The organism is Kitasatospora sp. NPDC056184, assembly GCF_042268405.1.
In the GTDB taxonomy this organism is placed as follows: domain Bacteria; phylum Actinomycetota; class Actinomycetes; order Streptomycetales; family Streptomycetaceae; genus Kitasatospora.
In genome coordinates this window covers 55,004-74,012 of record NZ_JBHJUI010000033.1, presented here as the reverse complement: position 1 = coordinate 74,012, position 19,009 = coordinate 55,004, and the positions used below count along the sequence as shown (strand labels likewise).

General features: G+C 75.1%; 16 protein-coding genes and 1 tRNA gene. 7 read left to right on the top strand and 10 right to left on the bottom strand.

The features are described from left to right. Positions 1-1,534, bottom strand: a 1,534-nt coding sequence (locus tag ACFC0B_RS37275) for a heavy metal translocating P-type ATPase (protein WP_376096724.1), incomplete at its 3' end; no start/stop codon positions are given. A 73-nt stretch (positions 1,535-1,607) separates the two neighbouring features. Then, positions 1,608-1,826 carry a heavy-metal-associated domain-containing protein gene (locus ACFC0B_RS37270; RefSeq protein WP_376096721.1) on the bottom strand — a complete coding sequence of 73 codons (219 nt, stop codon included), beginning with the start codon at positions 1,824-1,826 and terminating at the stop codon, positions 1,608-1,610. A gap of 272 nt (positions 1,827-2,098) precedes the next feature. Here ACFC0B_RS37270 and ACFC0B_RS37265 point away from each other — a divergent pair, with 272 nt between their 5' ends. Next, positions 2,099-3,307 (top strand): PP2C family protein-serine/threonine phosphatase, encoded by a 1,209-nt coding sequence (locus tag ACFC0B_RS37265; protein WP_376096718.1) that lies wholly within the window; start codon positions 2,099-2,101, stop codon positions 3,305-3,307. A gap of 47 nt (positions 3,308-3,354) precedes the next feature. On the opposite strand, the gene dhaL is transcribed toward ACFC0B_RS37265, so the two are convergent. Both dhaL and dhaK read right to left on the bottom strand, forming a co-directional pair. After that, a complete protein-coding gene (dhaL, locus tag ACFC0B_RS37260) occupies positions 3,355-3,996 on the bottom strand; it encodes a dihydroxyacetone kinase subunit DhaL (protein WP_376096716.1) in 642 nt (213 codons plus the stop codon). A gap of 23 nt (positions 3,997-4,019) precedes the next feature. Further along, positions 4,020-5,015, bottom strand: coding sequence for a dihydroxyacetone kinase subunit DhaK (gene dhaK, locus ACFC0B_RS37255; RefSeq protein ID WP_376096713.1), 996 nt, complete (start codon positions 5,013-5,015; stop codon positions 4,020-4,022). Between the two features lie 126 nt (positions 5,016-5,141). Here dhaK and dhaM point away from each other — a divergent pair, with 126 nt between their 5' ends. Then, the gene (gene dhaM, locus ACFC0B_RS37250; protein WP_376096710.1) at positions 5,142-5,534 is read left to right on the top strand and encodes a dihydroxyacetone kinase phosphoryl donor subunit DhaM; all 393 of its coding nucleotides are present in this window, start codon (positions 5,142-5,144) and stop codon (positions 5,532-5,534) included. 4 nt (positions 5,535-5,538) lie between these two features. Here dhaM and ACFC0B_RS37245 read toward each other — a convergent pair whose 3' ends face one another. Continuing rightward, positions 5,539-7,254 carry a bifunctional 3'-5' exonuclease/DNA polymerase gene (locus tag ACFC0B_RS37245; protein ID WP_376096707.1) on the bottom strand — a complete coding sequence of 572 codons (1,716 nt, stop codon included), beginning with the start codon at positions 7,252-7,254 and terminating at the stop codon, positions 5,539-5,541. 297 nt (positions 7,255-7,551) lie between these two features. Between ACFC0B_RS37245 and ACFC0B_RS37240 the strand changes: the two genes are divergently transcribed. Then, the gene (locus ACFC0B_RS37240; protein ID WP_376096704.1) at positions 7,552-9,576 is read left to right on the top strand and encodes a M3 family metallopeptidase; all 2,025 of its coding nucleotides are present in this window, start codon (positions 7,552-7,554) and stop codon (positions 9,574-9,576) included. An 81-nt stretch (positions 9,577-9,657) separates the two neighbouring features. Here the strand turns inward: ACFC0B_RS37240 and ACFC0B_RS37235 are convergent, their stop codons facing one another. Then, positions 9,658-11,112, bottom strand: a complete 1,455-nt coding sequence (locus tag ACFC0B_RS37235) for a cellulase family glycosylhydrolase (protein ID WP_376096701.1) — start codon at positions 11,110-11,112, stop codon at positions 9,658-9,660. Between the two features lie 103 nt (positions 11,113-11,215). After that, a complete protein-coding gene (locus ACFC0B_RS37230) occupies positions 11,216-11,842 on the bottom strand; it encodes a TetR family transcriptional regulator (protein WP_376096698.1) in 627 nt (208 codons plus the stop codon). 125 nt (positions 11,843-11,967) lie between these two features. On the opposite strand from ACFC0B_RS37230, the gene ACFC0B_RS37225 reads away from it, so the two are divergent. Next, complete coding sequence (locus ACFC0B_RS37225) at positions 11,968-13,185, top strand: acyl-CoA dehydrogenase family protein (RefSeq protein WP_376096695.1); 1,218 nt, start codon at positions 11,968-11,970, stop codon at positions 13,183-13,185. 91 nt (positions 13,186-13,276) lie between these two features. On the opposite strand, the gene ACFC0B_RS37220 is transcribed toward ACFC0B_RS37225, so the two are convergent. Continuing rightward, positions 13,277-14,089, bottom strand: a complete 813-nt coding sequence (locus ACFC0B_RS37220) for an enoyl-CoA hydratase/isomerase family protein (RefSeq protein ID WP_376096692.1) — start codon at positions 14,087-14,089, stop codon at positions 13,277-13,279. Positions 14,090-14,311: 222 nt separating this feature from the next. Next, positions 14,312-14,872: a GNAT family N-acetyltransferase gene (locus ACFC0B_RS37215; protein WP_376096689.1), complete on the bottom strand. Its 561-nt coding sequence runs from the start codon at positions 14,870-14,872 to the stop codon at positions 14,312-14,314. 67 nt (positions 14,873-14,939) lie between these two features. Here ACFC0B_RS37215 and ACFC0B_RS37210 point away from each other — a divergent pair, with 67 nt between their 5' ends. Beyond that, positions 14,940-15,596: a TetR/AcrR family transcriptional regulator gene (locus ACFC0B_RS37210; protein ID WP_376096686.1), complete on the top strand. Its 657-nt coding sequence runs from the start codon at positions 14,940-14,942 to the stop codon at positions 15,594-15,596. A gap of 169 nt (positions 15,597-15,765) precedes the next feature. Here the strand turns inward: ACFC0B_RS37210 and ACFC0B_RS37205 are convergent. Next, positions 15,766-15,841: transfer RNA gene (locus tag ACFC0B_RS37205), tRNA-Arg, on the bottom strand. 645 nt (positions 15,842-16,486) lie between these two features. Between ACFC0B_RS37205 and ACFC0B_RS37200 the strand changes: the two genes are divergently transcribed. After that, complete coding sequence (locus ACFC0B_RS37200; protein WP_376096683.1) at positions 16,487-17,059, top strand: single-stranded DNA-binding protein; 573 nt, start codon at positions 16,487-16,489, stop codon at positions 17,057-17,059. Positions 17,060-17,419: 360 nt separating this feature from the next. After that, positions 17,420-18,892, top strand: a complete 1,473-nt coding sequence (locus ACFC0B_RS37195) for a Cys-Gln thioester bond-forming surface protein (RefSeq protein ID WP_376096680.1) — start codon at positions 17,420-17,422, stop codon at positions 18,890-18,892. The last annotated feature ends 117 nt before the right edge of the window (positions 18,893-19,009 follow it).

Below are 19,009 nucleotides of genomic sequence, written 5' to 3'. Positions count from 1 at the left end.
CGGCGGCGACGGCGGCGGCGATCGGGTGCTCGGAGGCGTGCTCGACGGCGCCGGCCAGGCGCAGCGCCTCCTCCTCGGTGACGCCCTCGGCGGTGTGCACCCCGTGCAGCGCCATCCGGCCGGTGGTGACGGTGCCGGTCTTGTCCAGGACGACGGTGTCGACGCGGCGGGTGTTCTCCAGGACCTCGGGGCCCTTGATGAGGATGCCGAGCTGGGCGCCGCGGCCGGTGCCGACCATCAGGGCGGTCGGGGTGGCCAGGCCCAGCGCGCACGGGCAGGCGATGATCAGCACGGCGACGGCGGCGGTGAACGCCTCGGTGGCGCTGTCGGCGGTCAGCAGCCAGGTGATCAGGGTGCCCAGCGCGATGAGGATCACCACGGGCACGAAGACGGCGGAGATCCGGTCGGCGAGCCGCTGGGCGGCGGCCTTGCCGCTCTGCGCCTCCTCGACCAGCGCGGCCATCCGGGCGAGCCGGGTGTCGGCGCCGACCCGGGTGGCCTCGACCACCAGGCGGCCGCCGGCGTTGACCGTGGCGCCGGTGACGGTGTCGCCGACGGCGACCTCGACCGGGACGGACTCGCCGGTCAGCATCGAGGCGTCGACGGCGGAGGCGCCCTCGACCACCACGCCGTCGGTGGCGATCTTCTCGCCGGGGCGGACCACGAACCGGGTCCCGACGGTGAGGTGCTCGACGGGCAGCCGGACCTCGCGGCCGCCCCGCAGCACCGCGACGTCCTTGGCGCCGAGGTCCAGCAGGGCGTGCAGGGCGGCCCCGGCGCGGCGCTTGGAGCGGGCCTCCAGGTAGCGGCCGAGCAGGATCAGCACGGTGACGGCGGAGGCCGTCTCCAGGTAGAGCATGGACGAGGCGTCGGTGTCGCCGACCGAGAACGAGAACTCGTGCCGCATGCCGGGCATCCCGGCGTCGCCCCAGAACAGGGCCCAGAAGGACCAGCCGAAGGCGGCCAGGGTGCCGAGCGAGACCAGGGTGTCCATGGTCGCCGCGCCGTGCTTGAGGTTGGTCCAGGCGGCGCGGTGGAAGGGCAGGCCGCCGTAGACGACGACGGGGCCGGTGAGGGCGAAGGCCAGCCACTGCCAGTTGGTGAACTGGAGGGCGGGGACCATCGACCAGAGGACCACCGGGAGGCTGAGCACGGCGCTGACGAGCAGCCGGTCGAGCAGCGGGTCGGCCGCGGGCGGGCGGGTGCCGGCCCCGGCGGGGACCTCGGCACCGGCGGCGGGCACCGGCGGCGGGGGGAGTTCGGCGGTGTAGCCGGTGTTCTCCACGGTGGCGATGAGGTCGGCCACGGTGACGTCCGGCGCGAACTCGACCCTGGCCTTCTCGGTGGCGTAGTTGACGGTCGCCTCGACGCCGGCCATCCGGTTCAGCTTCTTCTCGATCCGGGCGGCGCAGGCGGCGCAGGTCATGCCGCCGATCGACAGTTCGACGCGTTCGCGGACCGCGGTGGGGTCCTCCTGGCCGGTGGTGGCGGTCGCCGTGTCCGGGGAGGTGGAGCCCGAGGTGGAGGTGCTCATGTGCTGATCAGCTCCTAGGGGAGGGCACGGCGGGGGCGGGGTTCGCCGGGCCCCCGTCGCGCGGCGGGGGCTCTCAGGCGGCGCGGCCGACCAGCTCGTAGCCGGCCTCGTCGACGGCGGCGCGCACCAGCTCGTCGTCCAGCGGGGCCGCCGCGGAGACGGTCACCGTGCCGGCCTTGGCGTCGGCGGACACCTCGGTCACCCCGGTGAGGGTGGAGAGCTCCTTGCTGACGGAGCTCTCGCAGTGTCCGCAGCTCATGCCGGTGACGGTGTAGGTGATGGTGCTGGACATCGGGGCCTCCGGAAGGTCGATGCGGCCGCGAGCGCGAGCCCGGGACCGGCTGATAGTGCCACCATACCCCTAAGGGGTATTCTGTAGGGGTACGGATGGTGTGGTGTGGATCGCATTCCGGATCACGCCCGGGTGTCCCCGGGCGATGCGGGTCCGCGCTCCGAGAGCAGAGCGTAGGCGTCCGGACACGATGCGTCGGAATCCGCCTCGCCACCTGGGCGGATTCGGGTTCCCGGCGGGCCCCGGGCGGCCGCCGGGCCGGGGGTGCGCGGGTGGGCGCACTGATCGTCCGTTATGTTCGATATGTGTCCCCGCTCCGCCGTGCCCAGTCGCCGTCCGTTCCGACCGGCGTCGGGCAGCCGCCGGCCCGGCGGCGCAACGCGCTGCTCGCCGTCGACCTGCTCGACATCCCGTTCTGGCGGCGGGCCGTCCCGGCGCTGATCGCGATCGTGCTGGTCGGGATCGCCGACCTGTTCTCCGGCCAGGACCGCTACCTCGCGCCGCTGATGACCGTCGTCCCCAGCGTCGCCGCGCTCACCCTGCGGCCGCTCGAACTGCTCGGCGTCTGCTCGATCGGCCTGCTCGCCGTCTTCGGCCTCAGCCACTACGACCAGGTCGACAACATCAACGACGTCCGCTTCCTGTGGGGCGCGATGGTCAGCTACCTGCTGCTCTCGGTGTTCTCCGCCTGGGTCGCCAGGATCCGGATGCGCCGGGCCGCCGCCTACGCCGCGGTCAGCTCCGTCGCGGAGGCGGCGCAGCGCGCGCTGCTGCGGCTGCCCGGACCGGTCGTCGGGCCGCTGCACCTCGCCGTGCGGTACGTCTCCGCCGCCGACGCGTCGAGGATCGGAGGGGACCTCTACTCCGTCCTGGAGACCCCGCACGGCACCCGGGTCGCGGTCGGCGACGTGCGCGGCAAGGGGCTCGGCGCGGTGCAGACCGCCGCCGTGGTGCTCGGCGCCTTCCGGGAGGCCGCGTACGACGAGCCCGGGCTGCGCGGGGTGGCGGCCCGGATCGAGGCCAGCGTCGAGCGGCACGTGCCGGACGGCGAGTTCACCACCGCGCTGTTCGCCGAGTTCCGCCGGCCCGGCGTGGTCCAGCTGCTCCAGTACGGGCACGTCCCGCCGATCCGGGTCGACCCGGAGGGCGGGGCGCACATCCTGGACGCGCCCGACCCGTGGGTGCCGCTCGGCCTCGGCCGGCTGGCCCGCGGCGAGCCGAGCACCTGGGACCAGCCGTTCGGTACCGACGACGTGCTGGTGCTCTGCACCGACGGCGTGATCGAGGCCAAGCACCGGCACAGCGGCGTGTTCTACCCGCTCGCCGAGCGGGTCGGCCCGCTGGTGCGGGGCGCGGCCCGCTCCGCGGCGGAGCTGGAGGCGGCGGTCGGGCGGGTCTACGCCGACCTGCTGGCGCACACCGGGGGCGAGCTGCGGGACGACGCGCTGCTGCTGCTGATCACCCGCACCGACGCCGCCTGAGGCGCGCCCCGGTTCCCGGTCACCGGTTCCCGGCTACCGGTTCCCGGTCACCGGTTCCCGGCGGCCTCGGCGAGGGCGCGGAAGAGCAGGGCGGTGGAGGTCGCGCCCGGGTCCTGGTGGCCGACGCTGCGCGGGCCCAGGTAGGAGGCGCGCCCCTTGCGGGCCTGCAGCGGCACGGTGTCCAGGGCGCCCCGCTCGGCGCCCGCCGCGGCGGCCGCGGCGGCCTCCGGCAGGCCGGCACCGGCGGCCACCGCCGCCCGGTAGGCGTCCAGCGCGGGCGTCCACGCGTCGACGATGGTCTTGTCGCCCGGCTCGGCCTTGCCGAGCTCCCGCACCGCCCGCAGGCCGGCCGCCAGCGCCTCGCCGAGCCCGGCCGCGTCGGCGGGCGCCTCGCCGGGCTGCGGCAGCGCGGCGCCGATCGCCCGGAAGGCCTTGCCGTAGAGCGGCCCGGAGGCGCCGCCGACCTTGGAGATCAGCGTGGTGCCGGTCCTGGTCAGCACCGCCCCGGGCCCGGCGGGGGCCGGTGCGTCCAGGGCGGCCAGCACGGCGGTGAAGCCGCGCCGCAGGTTGCTGCCGTGGTCGCCGTCGCCGATCGCGGAGTCCAGCTCGGTGAGCCGGCCGTGCTCCTTCTCGACCGCGGCGGCCAGCGCGCGGATCCAGGCCTCGGCCAGCAGGGTGTCGACGTCCATCGCGGGTGCTCCTGTTCCGCCGGTCAGGCGCGCTTGAGGGCGGGGGTGTCCACCGGGGCGTCCCACAGCTCCAGCAGCGGGCCGTCGGCCTTGGTGAGGGTGAGCGAGAAGCCGGCCATGTCCAGGCTGGTCACGTAGTTGCCGACCAGGCTGCGGGCCACCGTGATGCCGCGCTCGGCCAGCCGGGCGGCGACCTCGCCGAAGACGATGTACAGCTCCATCAGCGGCGTTGCGCCCAGGCCGTTGACCAGGGCGATCACCTCGTCGCCGGCGGTCAGGCGGTGGTCGGCGAGGATCGTGTCCACCACCTCGGCGACCAGCTCGCGGGCCGGGCGCAGCCGCTCCCGGCGCCGCCCCGGCTCGCCGTGGATGCCGACGCCCACCTCGATCTCGTCCTCGGCCAGCTCGAAGCCGGGCTTGCCCGCCGCCGGGACGGTCGCCGCGGTCAGCGCGATCGCGAACGAGCGGGAGGCCGCGTTCACCCGCTCGCCGAGGGCGGCCACCTCGTCCAGCGGGGCGCCGCGCTCGGCCAGCGCGCCCGCGATCTTCTCCACCAGCACCGTCGCGCCGGTGCCGCGCCGCCCGGCCGTCCAGGTCGAGTCCTCCACCGCGACGTCGTCGTCGACCAGCACCGTGCGGACCTCGACGCCCTCCTCGGCGGCGAGCTCCGCGGCGAGCTCGAAGTTCATCACGTCGCCGGTGTAGTTCTTCACCACGAACACCACGCCGGCGCCGGAGTCCACGGCCTTGGCGGCGGCCAGCATCTGGTCCGGGACGGGGGAGGTGAACACCTCGCCGGGGCAGGCCGCGTCCAGCATGCCGGGCCCCACGAAACCGCCGTGCAGCGGCTCGTGCCCGGACCCGCCGCCGGAGACCAGCGCCACCTTGGGCTCGGTCGGCCGCACGGCCCGGGTGATCACCCGGTTGGCGATGTCCACCGCCAGCTCCGGATGGGCGGCGGCCACCCCGGCCAGCGCGTCCTCCAGGACGGTCTCCGCGTCGTTGATGAGCTTCTTCACGGCGTACGCGCTCCCCTCGGCAGACGGTGCTGCCCCGACGCTACGCCAGACGGGGGTCGGGGGCACGGAATCCGACACGCCGGAGGTGACTCACCCGGGTGGAGTACAGGACCTAGGGTCGGGGGCATGAGTGGACACGTGGGCATCGTTCTGGTCTCGCACAGCGCGGCGCTGGCCGGCGGGTTGAAGGAGCTGCTGGCGGAGCTCGCCTCGGACGAGGTGCGGGTGGTGGTGGCGGGCGGGACCGAGGAGGGCGGGCTCGGGACCAGCTACGAGCTGATCGCGCGGGCCGTGGCCGAGGCGGACACCGGGGCCGGCGTCGCGGTGCTGCCGGACCTCGGGAGCTCGGTGCTGACGGCGGTGACCGTGCTGGAGGACGCGCCGCGGCCCGGCGTGGTGCTGGTCGACGCGCCGTTCGTGGAGGGGGCGGTGGCCGCGGCGGTCACCGCCTCGACCGGGGCGGCGCTGGCCGAGGTGGTGGCGGCGGCCGAGGAGGCGCGCGGCTACCGCAAGCTGTGAGGGCTCACTTGGCGTCGGCGTAGCACTCCACCACGGCGGTGCTGAGCGGGAACCGCACCGGGGTGTCGCCGAAGACCAGCCGGCGGGCCTCGTCCGCCGCCGCGTCGACAGCCGCCGCCACCTCGTCGGCCAGGTTGGCGGGCGTGTGCACCATCACCTCGTCGTGCTGGAAGAACACCAGGTGCGGGCGGTCGGCCGCGGTGGCCACCGGGAGCTCGGCGAGCCGGCGGCGCAGCGCGGCCAGCAGGGCGAGGGCCCAGTCGGCGGCGCTGGCCTGGATGACGAAGTTGCGGGTGAACCGGCCGCGGGCGCGGGCCGAGCGGCCGCCGGCGTCGCCCGCCGTCTCGGGCGCCTCGGTGAGGTCGAGGAAGTCCGCCGAGGCGGGCGGACAGGGGCGGCCCAGCCGGGAGGCGACCACTCCGCCGTCCTCGCCGGTGCGGGCGGCCGCCTCGACGTAGCCCATCGCGGCCGGGTAGCGGGTGCGCAGGGTGGCCAGCAACGGGCCGATGTCGCCGCTGGTCTGGCCGTACATGGCGCCGAGCAGGCCCAGCTTGGCCTTGTCGCGGTCGCCGTGGAAGGCGGTGGCGGCCAGCGCCTCGTAGAGGTCGCCGCCGGCGGCGGTGCGGGCCAGTCCGGCGTCCTGGGAGAGCGCGGCGAGCACCCGCGGCTCCAGCTGGGCGGCGTCCGCGACCACCAGCAGCCAGCCGGGGTCGGCGACCACGGCGCGGCGCAGGATGCGCGGGATCTGCAGCGCCCCGCCGCCCCGGCTGGCCCAGCGGCCGGAGACCACGCCGCCGACCACGTACTCGGGGCGGAACCGGCCGCCGCGCGCCCAGGCGTCCTGCCAGGCCCAGCCGTGCGCGACGTGGATCCGGGACAGCTCCTTGTAGCGGACCAGCAGCCGGGCCGCCGGGTGGTCGATCGTCTTGAGTTCCCAGGAGCGGGTGGAGCCGAGGGGGATGCCGGCGTCGGCGAAGGCGCGCAGCACCTGGCTGTGCGAGTCCGGGTTGAACGGGCGCCCGCCGAGCGCCCGCTGGAGCTCGACGGCGAGTTCGGCGAGCAGCCGCGGCTGGGTGCCGGGGACGGTGGGGCGCGGGCCGAGCAGCTCGGTGAGCAGCCGGTCGTGGACGTCGGTGCTCCAGGGCAGGCCGTCGTCGGCCATCTCGGCGGCGGCCAGCGCGCCCGCCGACTCGGCGGCGGCCAGCAGCCGGAAGCGGGCGCGGGCGGTCGGGTCGGCGATCGCGGCGAGCCGGCGCTGCTGTTCGGCGTGCACGGCGACCACGGCGGCCAGCGGGTCGGTGCCGGGCGGCAGCTGGAGCCGGTCGGGGGCGAACAGGGTGTCCTGGCCGTCGTCGGCCTCGGCGGAGCCGGGCTCGGGCAGGTCGGCGGGGACGGGCAGGCCGCGAAGCCGGGCCCAGCCGGCGCCGAGCGAGCGCGGGGCGCCGAACCGGCCCTCGTGGGCCAGCAGCAGCGCCTCCACCAGCCGCAGGTCGTGGCAGCGGGCGAGGCGGTCGGGCAGCCGGGGGAGCAGCGGGGCGTAGCCGGAGTCGGCGGCGGCCCACACCCACCGGGGGTGCTCGGCGGCCTCCCGGGCGGCGACGGCGGCGGCGAGGTCGGGTACGGGCTCGGGCGGGCCGAGCGGGGCGCCCGCTTCGTCGAGCGGCTGGAGCCGGCCGCCGGGGCCGTGCGGGTCGGGGGCGAGGGCGATCCGGGGTGCCACGGGGGGCTCCTCCTCTCGTGCGGACTGCGATGCGGACCGCGCTACGGGGTGCGACGCGGATCGCGGTACGGGCTGCGGGTCGGTGGTCGGGGGTCGGGCTGCCGGCCGGGTCGTCCGGGGGCGTACGGCCGGCCGGTGCCGACGGTAGCGGGAGGGTACGACAACCGGAGCCGCGCCGTCCGGAGACGGGCCCGGACGGTGCCCGGGCGGCGTCCCGGAACGCCCCCGCGCCGGGTGCGCCGGACGGCGCGGCAAAGGGTGTGGGCAGCGCCGATGACAGCGCGTAAGGTCGGCGAAATGACCGAGAACCCGTTCTTCAGGCCCAGCACCCTGGCCTACGAACTGCCGCCGTTCGCCGAGATCCGGCCGGAGCACTACCTGCCCGCCTTCGAGCGCGGGATGGCCGAGCAGCTCGCCGAGATCGCCGCGATCACCGCCGACCCGCAGCCGCCGACGGTCGAGAACACCCTGGTCGCGCTGGAGCGCTCGGGGAGGCTGCTGCACCGGGTCAAGGTGGTCTTCGACAACCACTCCGCCGCCGACACCACCCCCGAGGTCGACCGGATCGACGCCGGGATCAGCCCCCGGCTGGCCGCGCACCGGGACGCGATCCACCTGGACGCCGCGCTGTTCGCCCGGATCGAGGAGCTGCACGCCCGCCGCGCCGAACTGGACCTGGACCCGCAGACGCTGCGGCTGCTGGAGCGCCGGCACACCGCGTTCGTCCGGGCCGGCGCCCGACTGGGCGCCGAGCAGCAGGCCAGGCTGCGCGAGATCAACACCGAACTCGCCGCCGCCTCCTCGGAGTTCCGGCAGAACGTGTCCGCCGACTCGCAGGCCCGGGCACTGGTGCTGGACTCCGCCGAGCAACTGGCGGGCCTCTCCGCGGACGAGATCGCGGCCGCCGCCGAGAACGGCCGGGCGCTCGGGCATCCGGACAAGTTCGTGCTGAGCCTGAAGAACTTCTCCAACCAGACCGAGCTCGCCTCGCTCACCGACCGCTCGGTGCGCGAGCGGCTGCTCGCCGCCTCGCTGGACCGCGCCGTCGACACCAACGGCCCGCTGGCGATCCGGATGGCCGCGCTGCGCGCCGAGCGGGCCCGGCTGCTCGGCCACGACACCCACGCCTCCTACGTGGTGGCCGACGAGACGGCCGGCACCGTCGAGGCGGTGGACGCGCTGCTCGCCCGGCTGGTGCCGCCGGCCGTGGCCAACGCCCGCCGGGAGGCCGAGGAGCTGGCCAAGCTGGCCGCCGCCGACGGCGTCGAGGAGATCGCCGCGCACGACTGGGCGTACTACTCGGAGCAGGTCCGGCAGGCCTCGTACCAGGTGGACGCGGCGGCCCTGCGCCCCTACTTCGAGCTGGAGCGGGTGCTGCGGGACGGCGTGTTCTTCGCCGCCAACCTGGCCTACGGGGTGACCTTCACCGAGCGGCAGGACCTCGTCGGCTACCACCCGGACACCCGGGTCTTCGAGGTGTTCGACGCGGACGGCTCGGCGCTGGGCCTGTTCCTCGGGGACTTCCACGCCCGGGCGTCCAAGCGCGGCGGCGCCTGGATGGACGAGCTGGTCAGCCAGTCCGGCCTGCTGGGGCAGCGGCCGGTGGTCTACAACAACCTCAACATCGCCAAGCCGGCCCCCGGCGAGCCGGTGCTGCTCTCCTGGGACGAGGTCCGCACGCTGTTCCACGAGTTCGGGCACGCGCTGCACGGGCTGTTCTCGGACGTCCGCTACCCGTACGTCGCGGGCACGGCCGTGCCGCGGGACTTCGTGGAGTTCCCCTCGCAGGTCAACGAGATGTGGATGGTGTGGCCGGAGGTGCTGGCCAACTACGCCCGGCACCACGAGACGGGCGAGCCGCTGCCGGCCGGGCTGGTCGAGCGGATGGAGGCGGCGGAGTCCTTCGGGCAGGGCTTCCGGACCGTCGAGTACCTGGCGGCGGCGCTGCTGGACTGGGCCTGGCACACCCTGCCGGAGGGCCGGGAGGTCGCGGACGCCCGGGAGTTCGAGGCGGCGGCGCTGGCCGAGGCCGGGCTGGCGGTGGCGGCGGTCCCGCCGCGCTACCGGACCACCTACTTCGGGCACATCTTCGCGGGCGGGTACAGCGCGGGCTACTACGCGTACATCTGGTCGGAGGTGCTGGACGCCGACACGGTGGAGTGGTTCAAGGGCAACGGCCGCGGCGTGCGGGAGAGCGGCGAGGTGTTCCGCCGCGAGCTGCTGGCGCGCGGCGACGGCCGGGACGCGCTGGACTCCTTCCGCGCGGTGGTCGGGCGCGACCCGGAGACCGGGCCGCTGCTGGCCCGGCGCGGACTGGCCTGATCCCGGCGGGACGGTCGAACGGCCCGGCGGCCCGGCGGCCCGGCGGCCCGGCGGCCCGGCCGGTGCCGCCGGGCGCGGGCGTCAGCGCGGTTCGACGGTGACGGTGACCGGGGTGCCCGGGCGGACGTGCGGGAGCCGGACCCGGAGGCGGCCGGCCCGCTCGCCGCTCGGCTGGTCGAGCTCGGCGAGGGCGCCGGCCGGGCGGACGGTGATCCGGGCGCCGGCGGGGAACGCGGCGGCCGGCAGCACGATTTCGGTGGCCCGGCCGGTGCCGTCGGCCTGCCAGCGGACGGTGTGCCGGGCGCCGTCCGCCGTGGTGCGGGCGCCCCCGCCGGCGACCGCGACCGGGTACGGGCCGAAGGCCGGCTCGTCGCCCGGGGCGGGCCGCCCGGCGGGGTCGAGCGCGCAGTAGCCGCCGTTGCCCCGGCACCAGTACCACATCGCCCAGCCGGCCGCGAAGCCGTCCATCGCGTCGACCTGGCGGCGCACCAGCAGGGTGTTGCCGGGCGTGCGGGAGTCCGGCGGGCCCCACTCGCCGACCAGCACCGGCAGCCGGTGGGCCGCGGGGTAGGCGGTGACGGCGGCGGTGTAGCGCTCGACGAAGCCGCCGGACGGGTCCCAGTCGGCCCCGGACTCGACGGCGGTGTCGTAGAAGTGCGGCGCGTAGCCGAGCCGGGGCGCGCCCGGGCGGGGGTCGGTGAAGCCGGGCAGCCGGGTGGGGACGCCCTGGCCGACCAGCACCGTCGGTTCGACGAACAGCCAGGCGCGGGAGTCCGCCCGGCGGACGGCGGCGATCAGCCGGCGGTACATGGCGGCGAGCCGGCCCTGCTCCAGTTCGGCGGCCGAGCGGGCCAGCGCCTCCGGGTCGGCGGGGTCGCCGGCCACCGGGCCGAACGGCTCGTTGAACAGGTCGTAGCCCAGCAGCGAGCGGTGGCCGCGCAGTTCGCGGGCGAGCCGGGTGTAGAAGTCGGCCTGCCAGGCGCGCAGGTCGGGGTCGTCGTAGAGGTGCCGGAAGGCGGCCTGGACGGCGGGCTGGAAGTAGCCGGCGAACCAGTCGTCGGGGTCCGCCTCGAAGGGCAGGCCGTCGTCCCGGGTGGCCCAGGGCGGGATGCCGCCGGTGCCGCCGACGAACCACGGCCCGTAGACGTCCTGGTGGAGGTCGACCAGCGCGAGCACGCCGTAGCGGTCGGCCCAGCCGAGGAGCCGCTGCAGCCGGGCCAGTTCGGCGGGGTCGAGGCGGCCGCGGGCGGGCTCCAGCCTGGTCCAGGAGACCGGCAGGCGGATCAGCGTGAAGCCCTGCGCGGCGATCGACCTGACGTCCTGTTCGGTGGCCTCGGCGTACTTGTCGAGGTTGAAGCCGCGTAACCGGAGCCGGCGGCCGGAGGCGTCGGTGAGGTCGGTGCGGCCGTCCGGGGCGGTGGCCGTCCCGGTGGGGAACGCCGGTGCGGGGGTGGGGGACTGGGCCCTGGCCGGGGCGGCGGGGACGGCCAGGGCGGCGGCGAGCAGCAGGGCGGCGGCGGTGCGGCGTGGGCGCAACGGGACCTCCGGGGCGGGCGAGGGTGGGGCCCGATGATGCCGGACGGTCATGTCCGCCACAAGACGCCGGTGCGGGGCCGCCGCCCGGAGTCCCGCGCCGGGGTCAGTCGGCGGGATCCGGCGCCGGGCCGGCGGGCAGCGCGGCGGTCGGCAGGTCGGCGGCGGCCGCCAGCCGGCCCCAGAGCAGGTCGGCGAGCACCTGGACCATCCGGGTGCGCGAGCACGGCCGGGACTCCAGCCACCAGTCGCCGGCCGCCAGCACCATGCCGGTGATGGCCCGGCCCCAGGCCTCGGCGACCAGCTCGCGGTCGGCGCCGAGGTCGATCTGGTCGGCGACGGCCCGGGTGATCTCCTCGGCGATCTGCTGGAGCGCCGGGGCGAGCGCGTTGCCCGCGCCGCTCGGGTCGCCCGGCTCGGGGTGGGTGAGCAGCCGGTAGACCTGCGGGCGGGCCTCGATCCCGGCGAGGTAGGTGTCCAGGACGTGCTCGACCCGGTCGCGGCGCTCCAGCGGTTCGGCGAGCGCGGCCCGGACGGCGGCCAGCAGCCCTCCGGTGTGGCGCTCGGTCAGGGCCCTGACCAGGCCGTTCCGGTCGCCGAAGTGCCGGTAGAGGATCGGCTTGGTGATGCCGGCCTCGGCGGCGATGGCGTTCATGCTGGCGCCGGGGCCCTCGCGCTGGACGACCCGGTCGGCGGCGTTGAGCAGCTGTTCCCGGCGGGGCTCTGGGTCCATGCGCGGTTCCCTCGTTCCGTGTGTGTGCGGGCGTTGACACCGGTTACCAAGCAGTAGCAGACTCCGACGATGTTACCGCTGGTAACACCCTGGTCGGTCGCACCCTTCATCGGAGGCCCCCACCCATGAGCACCTTCTCGCTGGACCCGGGTCCGGACCAGCTCGCCGTCCGCGACTGGCTGCACGGCTTCGCCGCCGACGTGATGCGGCCCGCCGCCGCCGAGTGGGACGAGCGCGAGGAGACCCCCTGGCCGATCATCCAGGAGGCCGCCAAACTCGGCATCTACTCGCTCGACTTCTACGCCCAGCAGTACTTCGACCCCTCCGGCGTGGGCATCCCGATCGCCATGGAGGAGCTGTTCTGGGGCGACGCCGGCATCGGCCTGTCCATCGTCGGCACCACCCTCGCCGCCGTGGCGGTGCTCGCCAACGGCACCGACGAGCAGATCGGCACCTGGGCGCCGCAGATGTTCGGCACCCCGGACGACGTCAGGGTCGCCGCCTTCTGCTCCTCCGAGCCGGACGCCGGCTCCGACGTCTCCGCGCTGCGCACCCGGGCCGTGTACGACGAGGCCGCCGACGAGTGGGTGCTGAACGGCACCAAGACCTGGGCCACCAACGGCGGGATCGCCGCCGTCCACGTGGTCGTCGCCACCGTCGACCCGGCGCTCGGCGCGCGCGGGCAGGCGTCCTTCGTGGTGCCGCCGGGCACGCCCGGCCTCGGCCAGGGCCAGAAGTTCAAGAAGCACGGCATCCGCGCCTCGCACACCGCCGAGGTGGTGCTGGACGCCGTCCGGGTGCCCGGCCACTGCCTGCTCGGCGGCAAGGAGAAGCTGGACGAGCGCCTGGCGCGGGCCCGCGAGGGCGTCCGCAGGGGCGGGCGGAACGCCGCGATGGCCACCTTCGAGGCCTCCCGGCCGGCCGTCGGCGCACAGGCGATCGGGATCGCCCGGGCCGCGTACGAGGTGGCGCTCGACTACGCCGGGACCCGGGTGCAGTTCGGCCGCCCGATCATCGAGAACCAGGGCGTGGCCTTCCAGCTGGCCGACATGAGGACCCGGATCGACGCGGCCCGGCTGCTGGTCTGGCGGGCCTCCTGGATGGCCGCCACCCAGCAGCCGTTCACCGCCGCCGAGGGCTCGATGTCCAAGCTCTACGCGGGCGAGACGGCCAAGTGGGTCACCGCGCAGGCGATGCAGATCCTCGGCGGCAACGGCTTCACCCGGGAGTACCCGGTCGAGCGGATGCACCGGGACAGCGCGATCTACTCGATCTTCGAGGGGACCAGCGAGATCCAGCGGCTGGTCATCGCCCGGGCCATCTCCGGGCTGCCGATCCGCTGACCGCCGCCCGTCCGCTCCCCGCCCGGCCGCGTCGGCGGCCGTCGGCGCCGGGCCGGGGGAGCGGGGCCGGGGGAGCGGGGCCCGGCGGGGCTCAGAACCGGGGCGGGCGGCGCTCCAGGAAGGCGGCGAGGCCCTCGCGGACGTCGGGCGCCTCGCGGGAGCGGCGCTCCCAGGGGGCGAGGGCGGCCGAGGCCTGCTCCGGCGGGACGGCCAGGGCCGCCTTGACGGCGCCGATGGTCTGCGGCGAGCGGGTGGTCAGCAGCCGGGCGAACTCCAGGGCCGCCGCGTCCAGTTCGGCGGCCGGCAGGACGCGTTCGGCCAGGCCCAGCGCGGCCGCCCGCGGTCCGGGCAGCAGCTCGCCGGAGAACAGCAGGTACTTGGCGCGCGCCGGGCCGACCAGCCGGGCCAGCCGCAGGGTCGGCACCGCCGGGTAGACCACGCCCAGCTTGGCCGGGGTGATGCCGAGCCGGGCGTCCTCGGCGACGAACCGCAGGTCGCAGGCGAGCGCCAGCTGGCAGCCGCCGCCGACGCAGGCGCCGTGCACCACGGCGAGGGTCGGGTGCGGGAAGGCCGCCAGCGCCTCCTCGGCGGCGACGTTGACCGCGTGGTAGGCGTCGGCGCGGTCCGGATCGCCGTAGACCTCGGCGAGTTCGTCGATGTCCGCGCCGGCGCTGAAGGTACCGCCCGCGCCGGTCACCAGGAGGGCGCGCACCCCCGGCTCCTCGGCGAGCCGCTTCAGCACCCCGGGCAGCGCCTGCCAGATCGCCAGGGTGACGGCGTTGCGCCGGTGCGGGCGGTCGAACTCCAGCACCGCGACGCCGTCCTCGCCGAGATGGGCGTTCAGGCCGTCGGTCTCGGTGGGCAGCGGGGCGCGCTCGCGCGTCAGCAGCGGCCGGGTGGCCATGGGCACCTCCGGAGGGTTCGGGTGCGGACACTCTCCCAGAGCGCGGCGGTGGCGGTCGGGGCCGGGTGCGCCGTGGTCACCGAGGCCCCGCTCGACCAGCGCGAAGGCCCGGTGGACGCCGTCCTCCTCCCGGCGGCCGGGGTGCTCGTGCCGACGCTGTTGATCGTGTGGTCGTCCGGCGGGGGGCCGGTGGAGTCGTCCACCGGCCCCGCCCCCGTGCCGTCAGGAGGAGGCGGCGCCCTGCGGCCGCCACTCGTGGGTGAGCAGCGACCAGACCTCGCCGTCGTGGTGGACGCCGCCGTGCAGGTAGCTCTCCCGCATGACGCCCTCCAGCGTGAAGCCCAGGCGCTGGGCGATCGCGCGGCTGCGGACGTTCTCCGGCCGGTTGTGCCACTCGATCCGGTGCATGCCCCGGACGGTGAAGGCGTAGTCGATCAGGTGCCGGACGGCGGTGCCGACCAGCCCGTGGCCCTGGCCGGCGGGCTCGGTCCAGACGCCGATCTCGCAGGTGCCGCTCTTGGCGTCGAACTGCACGAACATCACGCCGCCGACCAGCGTGCCGTCCCGCCAGATGCCGTAGAGGCGGGCGGTGTCGGCGGCCTGGCGGTCGGCGTAGCGCTGCAGGACGGCGCGGGCCGAGTCGAGGTCGGTGGCGAGGGCGGCCCAGCCGATCCAGGCGTCGATGTGGGCGCGGCCGCGCTCGATGTGCTCCAGGTACTCGGGCGCCTGCCAGGGCTCCAGCGGGCGGAGCTCGGCGTTCTCGGCGAGGGGGACGGCGAACATGGGCGGGCCTTTCGCGGCGAGGGTCGACGGTCGTCCATAACAAACGTTTGGTACGTAAGATAACCCCATGACACCGGCACGTGGAGATCATGAAGCCCGCCGAACCGAGGTCTCCGAGGCGGTCTGGCGGGTGCTGTCCACCCGGGGTTTCGAGGGGCTCACGCTGCGTGCGGTGGCCGCCGAGATGGGCGCCTCCACGGGGCTGCTGACGCACTACTTCCCCAGCAAGAAGGCGCTGGTCGCGCATGCGCTGGACGTGCTGGACCGGCGCTCGCTGGCCCGGCCGCGGCGGCTCGCGCCGGCCGACGGGGGGCCGCCGCCGCCCGAGGGGCTGGCGCGGCTGCGGGCGGCGCTGCTGGACGTGCTGCCGTTGGACGGGCCGGGTCGGGCGGGCAACCGGATCTGGGTGGGTTCCTGGGACGTCGCGCTGGCCGATCCGGAGCTGGCCGGGGCGCACGCGGCGCGGTACGCGCGGGCGCGCGGGCTGCTGGCGGAGTGCGTCGAGGCCGCGCGGCGGCTCGGCGAGCTGCCGGCCGGGCCGCCGGCGGCGGAGGTCGCGGCGGCGGCGCAGGCCTTCGTGCTGGGGCTGGTGGTGCAGGCGCTGTTCGCCCCGGCGGAGTTCCCGGCGCGGCGGCAGACGGAGCTGCTGGACGCCTACCTGGCGCAGCTGACGGCGGGCGGGGGCGCGGGCCGGGCGGCGGACCCGGGTGGTTCGCCGGCGTAGGGCGTGCGGGCGCGCGGGCGCGCGGGCGTTCGGAGAGTTTCCGGCACCGGAATTCCCCGGGCGGGTCTTTTCGGAGAGTGCATGACACGGATGGTCACGGGTTAGGCGCGCTCGGTGCCGGGCGTGAAATGCGCGAAGCGCGCGGCGCCGGCCGTGGCGCGGTGTTGCGTGGCGCCCCCAGCAGGATTCGAACCTGCGACCTACCGCTTAGAAGGCGGGTGCTCTATCCGCTGAGCTATGGGGGCGGGACGGGCTGCGCCCGGACGGGCGTGACCGTTGCCGGGATCGGGCGGTGGGCGCGCGGCGCCCGCTGTCCGCTCCCGTACCCGAGGGTTGGGTGTGGGGGTCGGCGGGTCCTTGCCCTGTCGGGGACAGGATAAGGGTGTCCCGTTCCTCGGCCGGCTGTTGCGACACCGCCGTTGGTGTGTCGGCCTCGGTGGAGCGGTCCGATAATCGCAGGTGAAGGCCGTGAGTGCAGCGGTCTGGAGGTGTTCCGCGCCGGACGTTGTGCACTCGTTACGGGGCTGTCTGCCCACCCGTTATGGATTCGGCACGGAGAAAGCGCCGCGGCCGAGGTCGGCATCGACGCGGGTGGGGGGCCGTATTCGGGTTCGTTCGGTCGGATGACGTGCGCGGACGGTCCCCGGGGCCACCCCTGGGGGTGTCCCGGGCCGGAGGGGCGGCCCGGAGATTCTTGTCATGGCCCCGCAGAGCATGGGTGTGATGGTCGCACAAAGGCTGAAATTCACCCCTGCGGGCGACATGGGTTTTCCACAGCCCCGAGTTGTCCACAGGATTTCGGATCTCCTGGGTGCGTATTTCCCGGGAGGCGCACTCTCAACGCGCACCGGTCGATTCCGTACGGTGCAACCGGGAGAGCGGAGCGTGCTGTGAACGAGACCCAGGTGACGGTGATCGGGAATGTCGCCACCGAGGTGACCTACACCCAGACCCCCGGCGGGGTGCCGGTCGCGAACTTCCGACTGGCCTCGACCGAGCGGCGCTACGACCGGGCGCGGGACGGCTGGGTCGACGGCGAGACGCAGTGGGTGACGGTGACGGCCTGGCGGGCGCTGGCGGGGCACCTGATCGACTCGCTGGCGAAGGGGGACCCGGTGGTGGTGAGCGGGAGGCTGCGGGTGCGGGAGTGGGCGGAGGGGGAGGTGAAGCGGAGTCGGGTGGAGATCGACGCCCGATCGGTCGGACACGATCTGAGCCGTGGCACGGCGCGGTTCAGCTGGGCGCCGGGTGCGCGGAACGGGTCTGCGGGCGGATTCTCCGCCGGCTCCCCGGGCGGCCCCCCGGGGCGGGCGGCCGGCGGGGCGTCCGGGCCGGACGGCGCGGCCGAGGCCCCGGCCGGCGAACCGGTGCCCGGGTGGATCGTGGACGCCCTGCGCGGTCGGAGCCCGGCCGGAGCCGGCGTCGGGGCGCCGTCGGAGGGGGAAACCGGGGGTGTCGTCTAGCGGGTGACGGGGTGTCCGGCAGGCGGTATCACTGTCGACAAATATGTGAATCGAGAGGGGTGATGCGACCCGCACGCGCAATCCCGTTCGGTTAGTGGAATGATCCCGAAATTCTGGCTGTCCGTCAGCTTGTGGAGACACTGAGGGGGTTGATAACGATCCAGATACGGAATCGTCCTGATTTCGCATGGGGGTTTCCGGACCTCTGGCGCTCCATAGGATGCGTCTGGTTCACATCGTGAAGCAGCGCCACAGGGGGCGCGGCAAGCAAGGCGGGCTGCCCATCGGCATGGCCCGGCCCGGAGGGATCCCAAGATGTTGCAGAGGCAGGGGCGGACGCTTCCCCGTATCACTACTGTCATGCTCGCGACCAGCGTTGCGCTGGGCGGGAGCCTGTTCGCGGCCGGTGCGGCGGCCGCGGCTGACGCCCCCGGCGGGGCCGTCACGGCGGTGATCCAGCCGACCCTCATGAGCGAGGAGATCGCCATCGAGGGGAGCCACTCCATCCAGGGCGGCCTCTTCACGCTGAAGACCCCGGACGGCGAGATCAAGACGTACTGCATCGACATCGACCACCCGGTCGACATCACCAAGGGCATCGAGTACCAGGAGTCCGACTGGAAGTCGAGCTCGCTGGGCAACCCGGCCAAGGCCGAGGACGCCTCCAAGATCCGCTGGATCCTGGAGAACTCCTTCCCGCAGGTCACCGACCTCAAGAAGCTGGCCGCCGACGCCGGCGTCGAGGGCGAGCTGACCAAGGAGGACGCCGCGGCCGGCACCCAGGCCGCGATCTGGAAGTTCTCCGACGGCAAGAACGCCGTCCCGGTCGACGCCGAGGCCAAGCAACTGCGCGACTACCTCGTCAGCGGGAAGAACAAGGGCATCGCCGCCGAGCCCAAGCCCTCGCTGAGCCTCACCCCGGACTCGGCCTCCGGCAAGCCGGGCAACAAGATCGGTCCGTTCACCGTCAACTCCAGCGCCAACGAGGTGAAGCTCGCCGTCACCGGTGACTCCGCCGACAAGGTCAAGCTGGTCGACAAGGACGGCAAGCCGGTCACCGACCTGGCCGGCCCGATCGCCAAGGACACCCAGCTGTTCCTGGACGTGCCCGCCGGCACCCCCGACGGCACGGCCGCCGTCGACGCCTCCGCCGAGACCGTGGTGCCCAGCGGCCGCGTCTTCCTCAGCAAGGGCTACACCGCGGACAAGCACAGCCAGACCATGATCCTGGCCGGCTCGACCAAGCTCGGCGTCAAGGACTCCGTCAAGGCCACCTGGAGGGCCGGCAAGGGCCCGCTGGTCGACAGCTCCGCGGTCGTCGAGTGCGTCGCCAACGGCGTGAAGGTCTTCGTCTCCAACGGCGGCGACGAGGCCGCCACCGTCTCGGTGAAGCCGGGCAAGGACGTCACCGTCCAGCCGGGCAAGATCGAGACCGTGGTCGTCCCGGTCACCGAGGACAGCCCCTACGACATCACGGTGACCGGCCCGAACGGCTTCACCAAGAACTTCAAGGGCATCCTGGACTGCAAGACCACCAGCGTGACCACGCCGAGCCCGTCGGCGACCCCGACCACCAAGCCGTCGACCCCGGCGCCGACCACCCCGGCCCCGACCACCAGCAAGCCGGCCACCCCCAGCGCCACCCCGTCGGCCACCGCCACCACCGCGCACCCGGCGCCGCCCAGCACCGCCCCCGGCACCACCGGCGGTCTGGCCCAGACCGGTGGCAGTGACGCCACCCCGGTCATCGCCGCCGTCGCCGGCGGTCTGGTCGTGGCCGGCGGAGCCGCGGTCTTCCTGCTGCGCCGCCGCCGCGGTGGCAACGCCGCCTGAGGCACCACCCGGAACACGGCCCGGTAGGGCGTGATCCGAGGGCACCGGCCCGGCTCCCCGCACCACGTGTGCGGGGAGCCGGGCCGCGCCGTGTGCGGGACACCCCGCGGGGCGCCC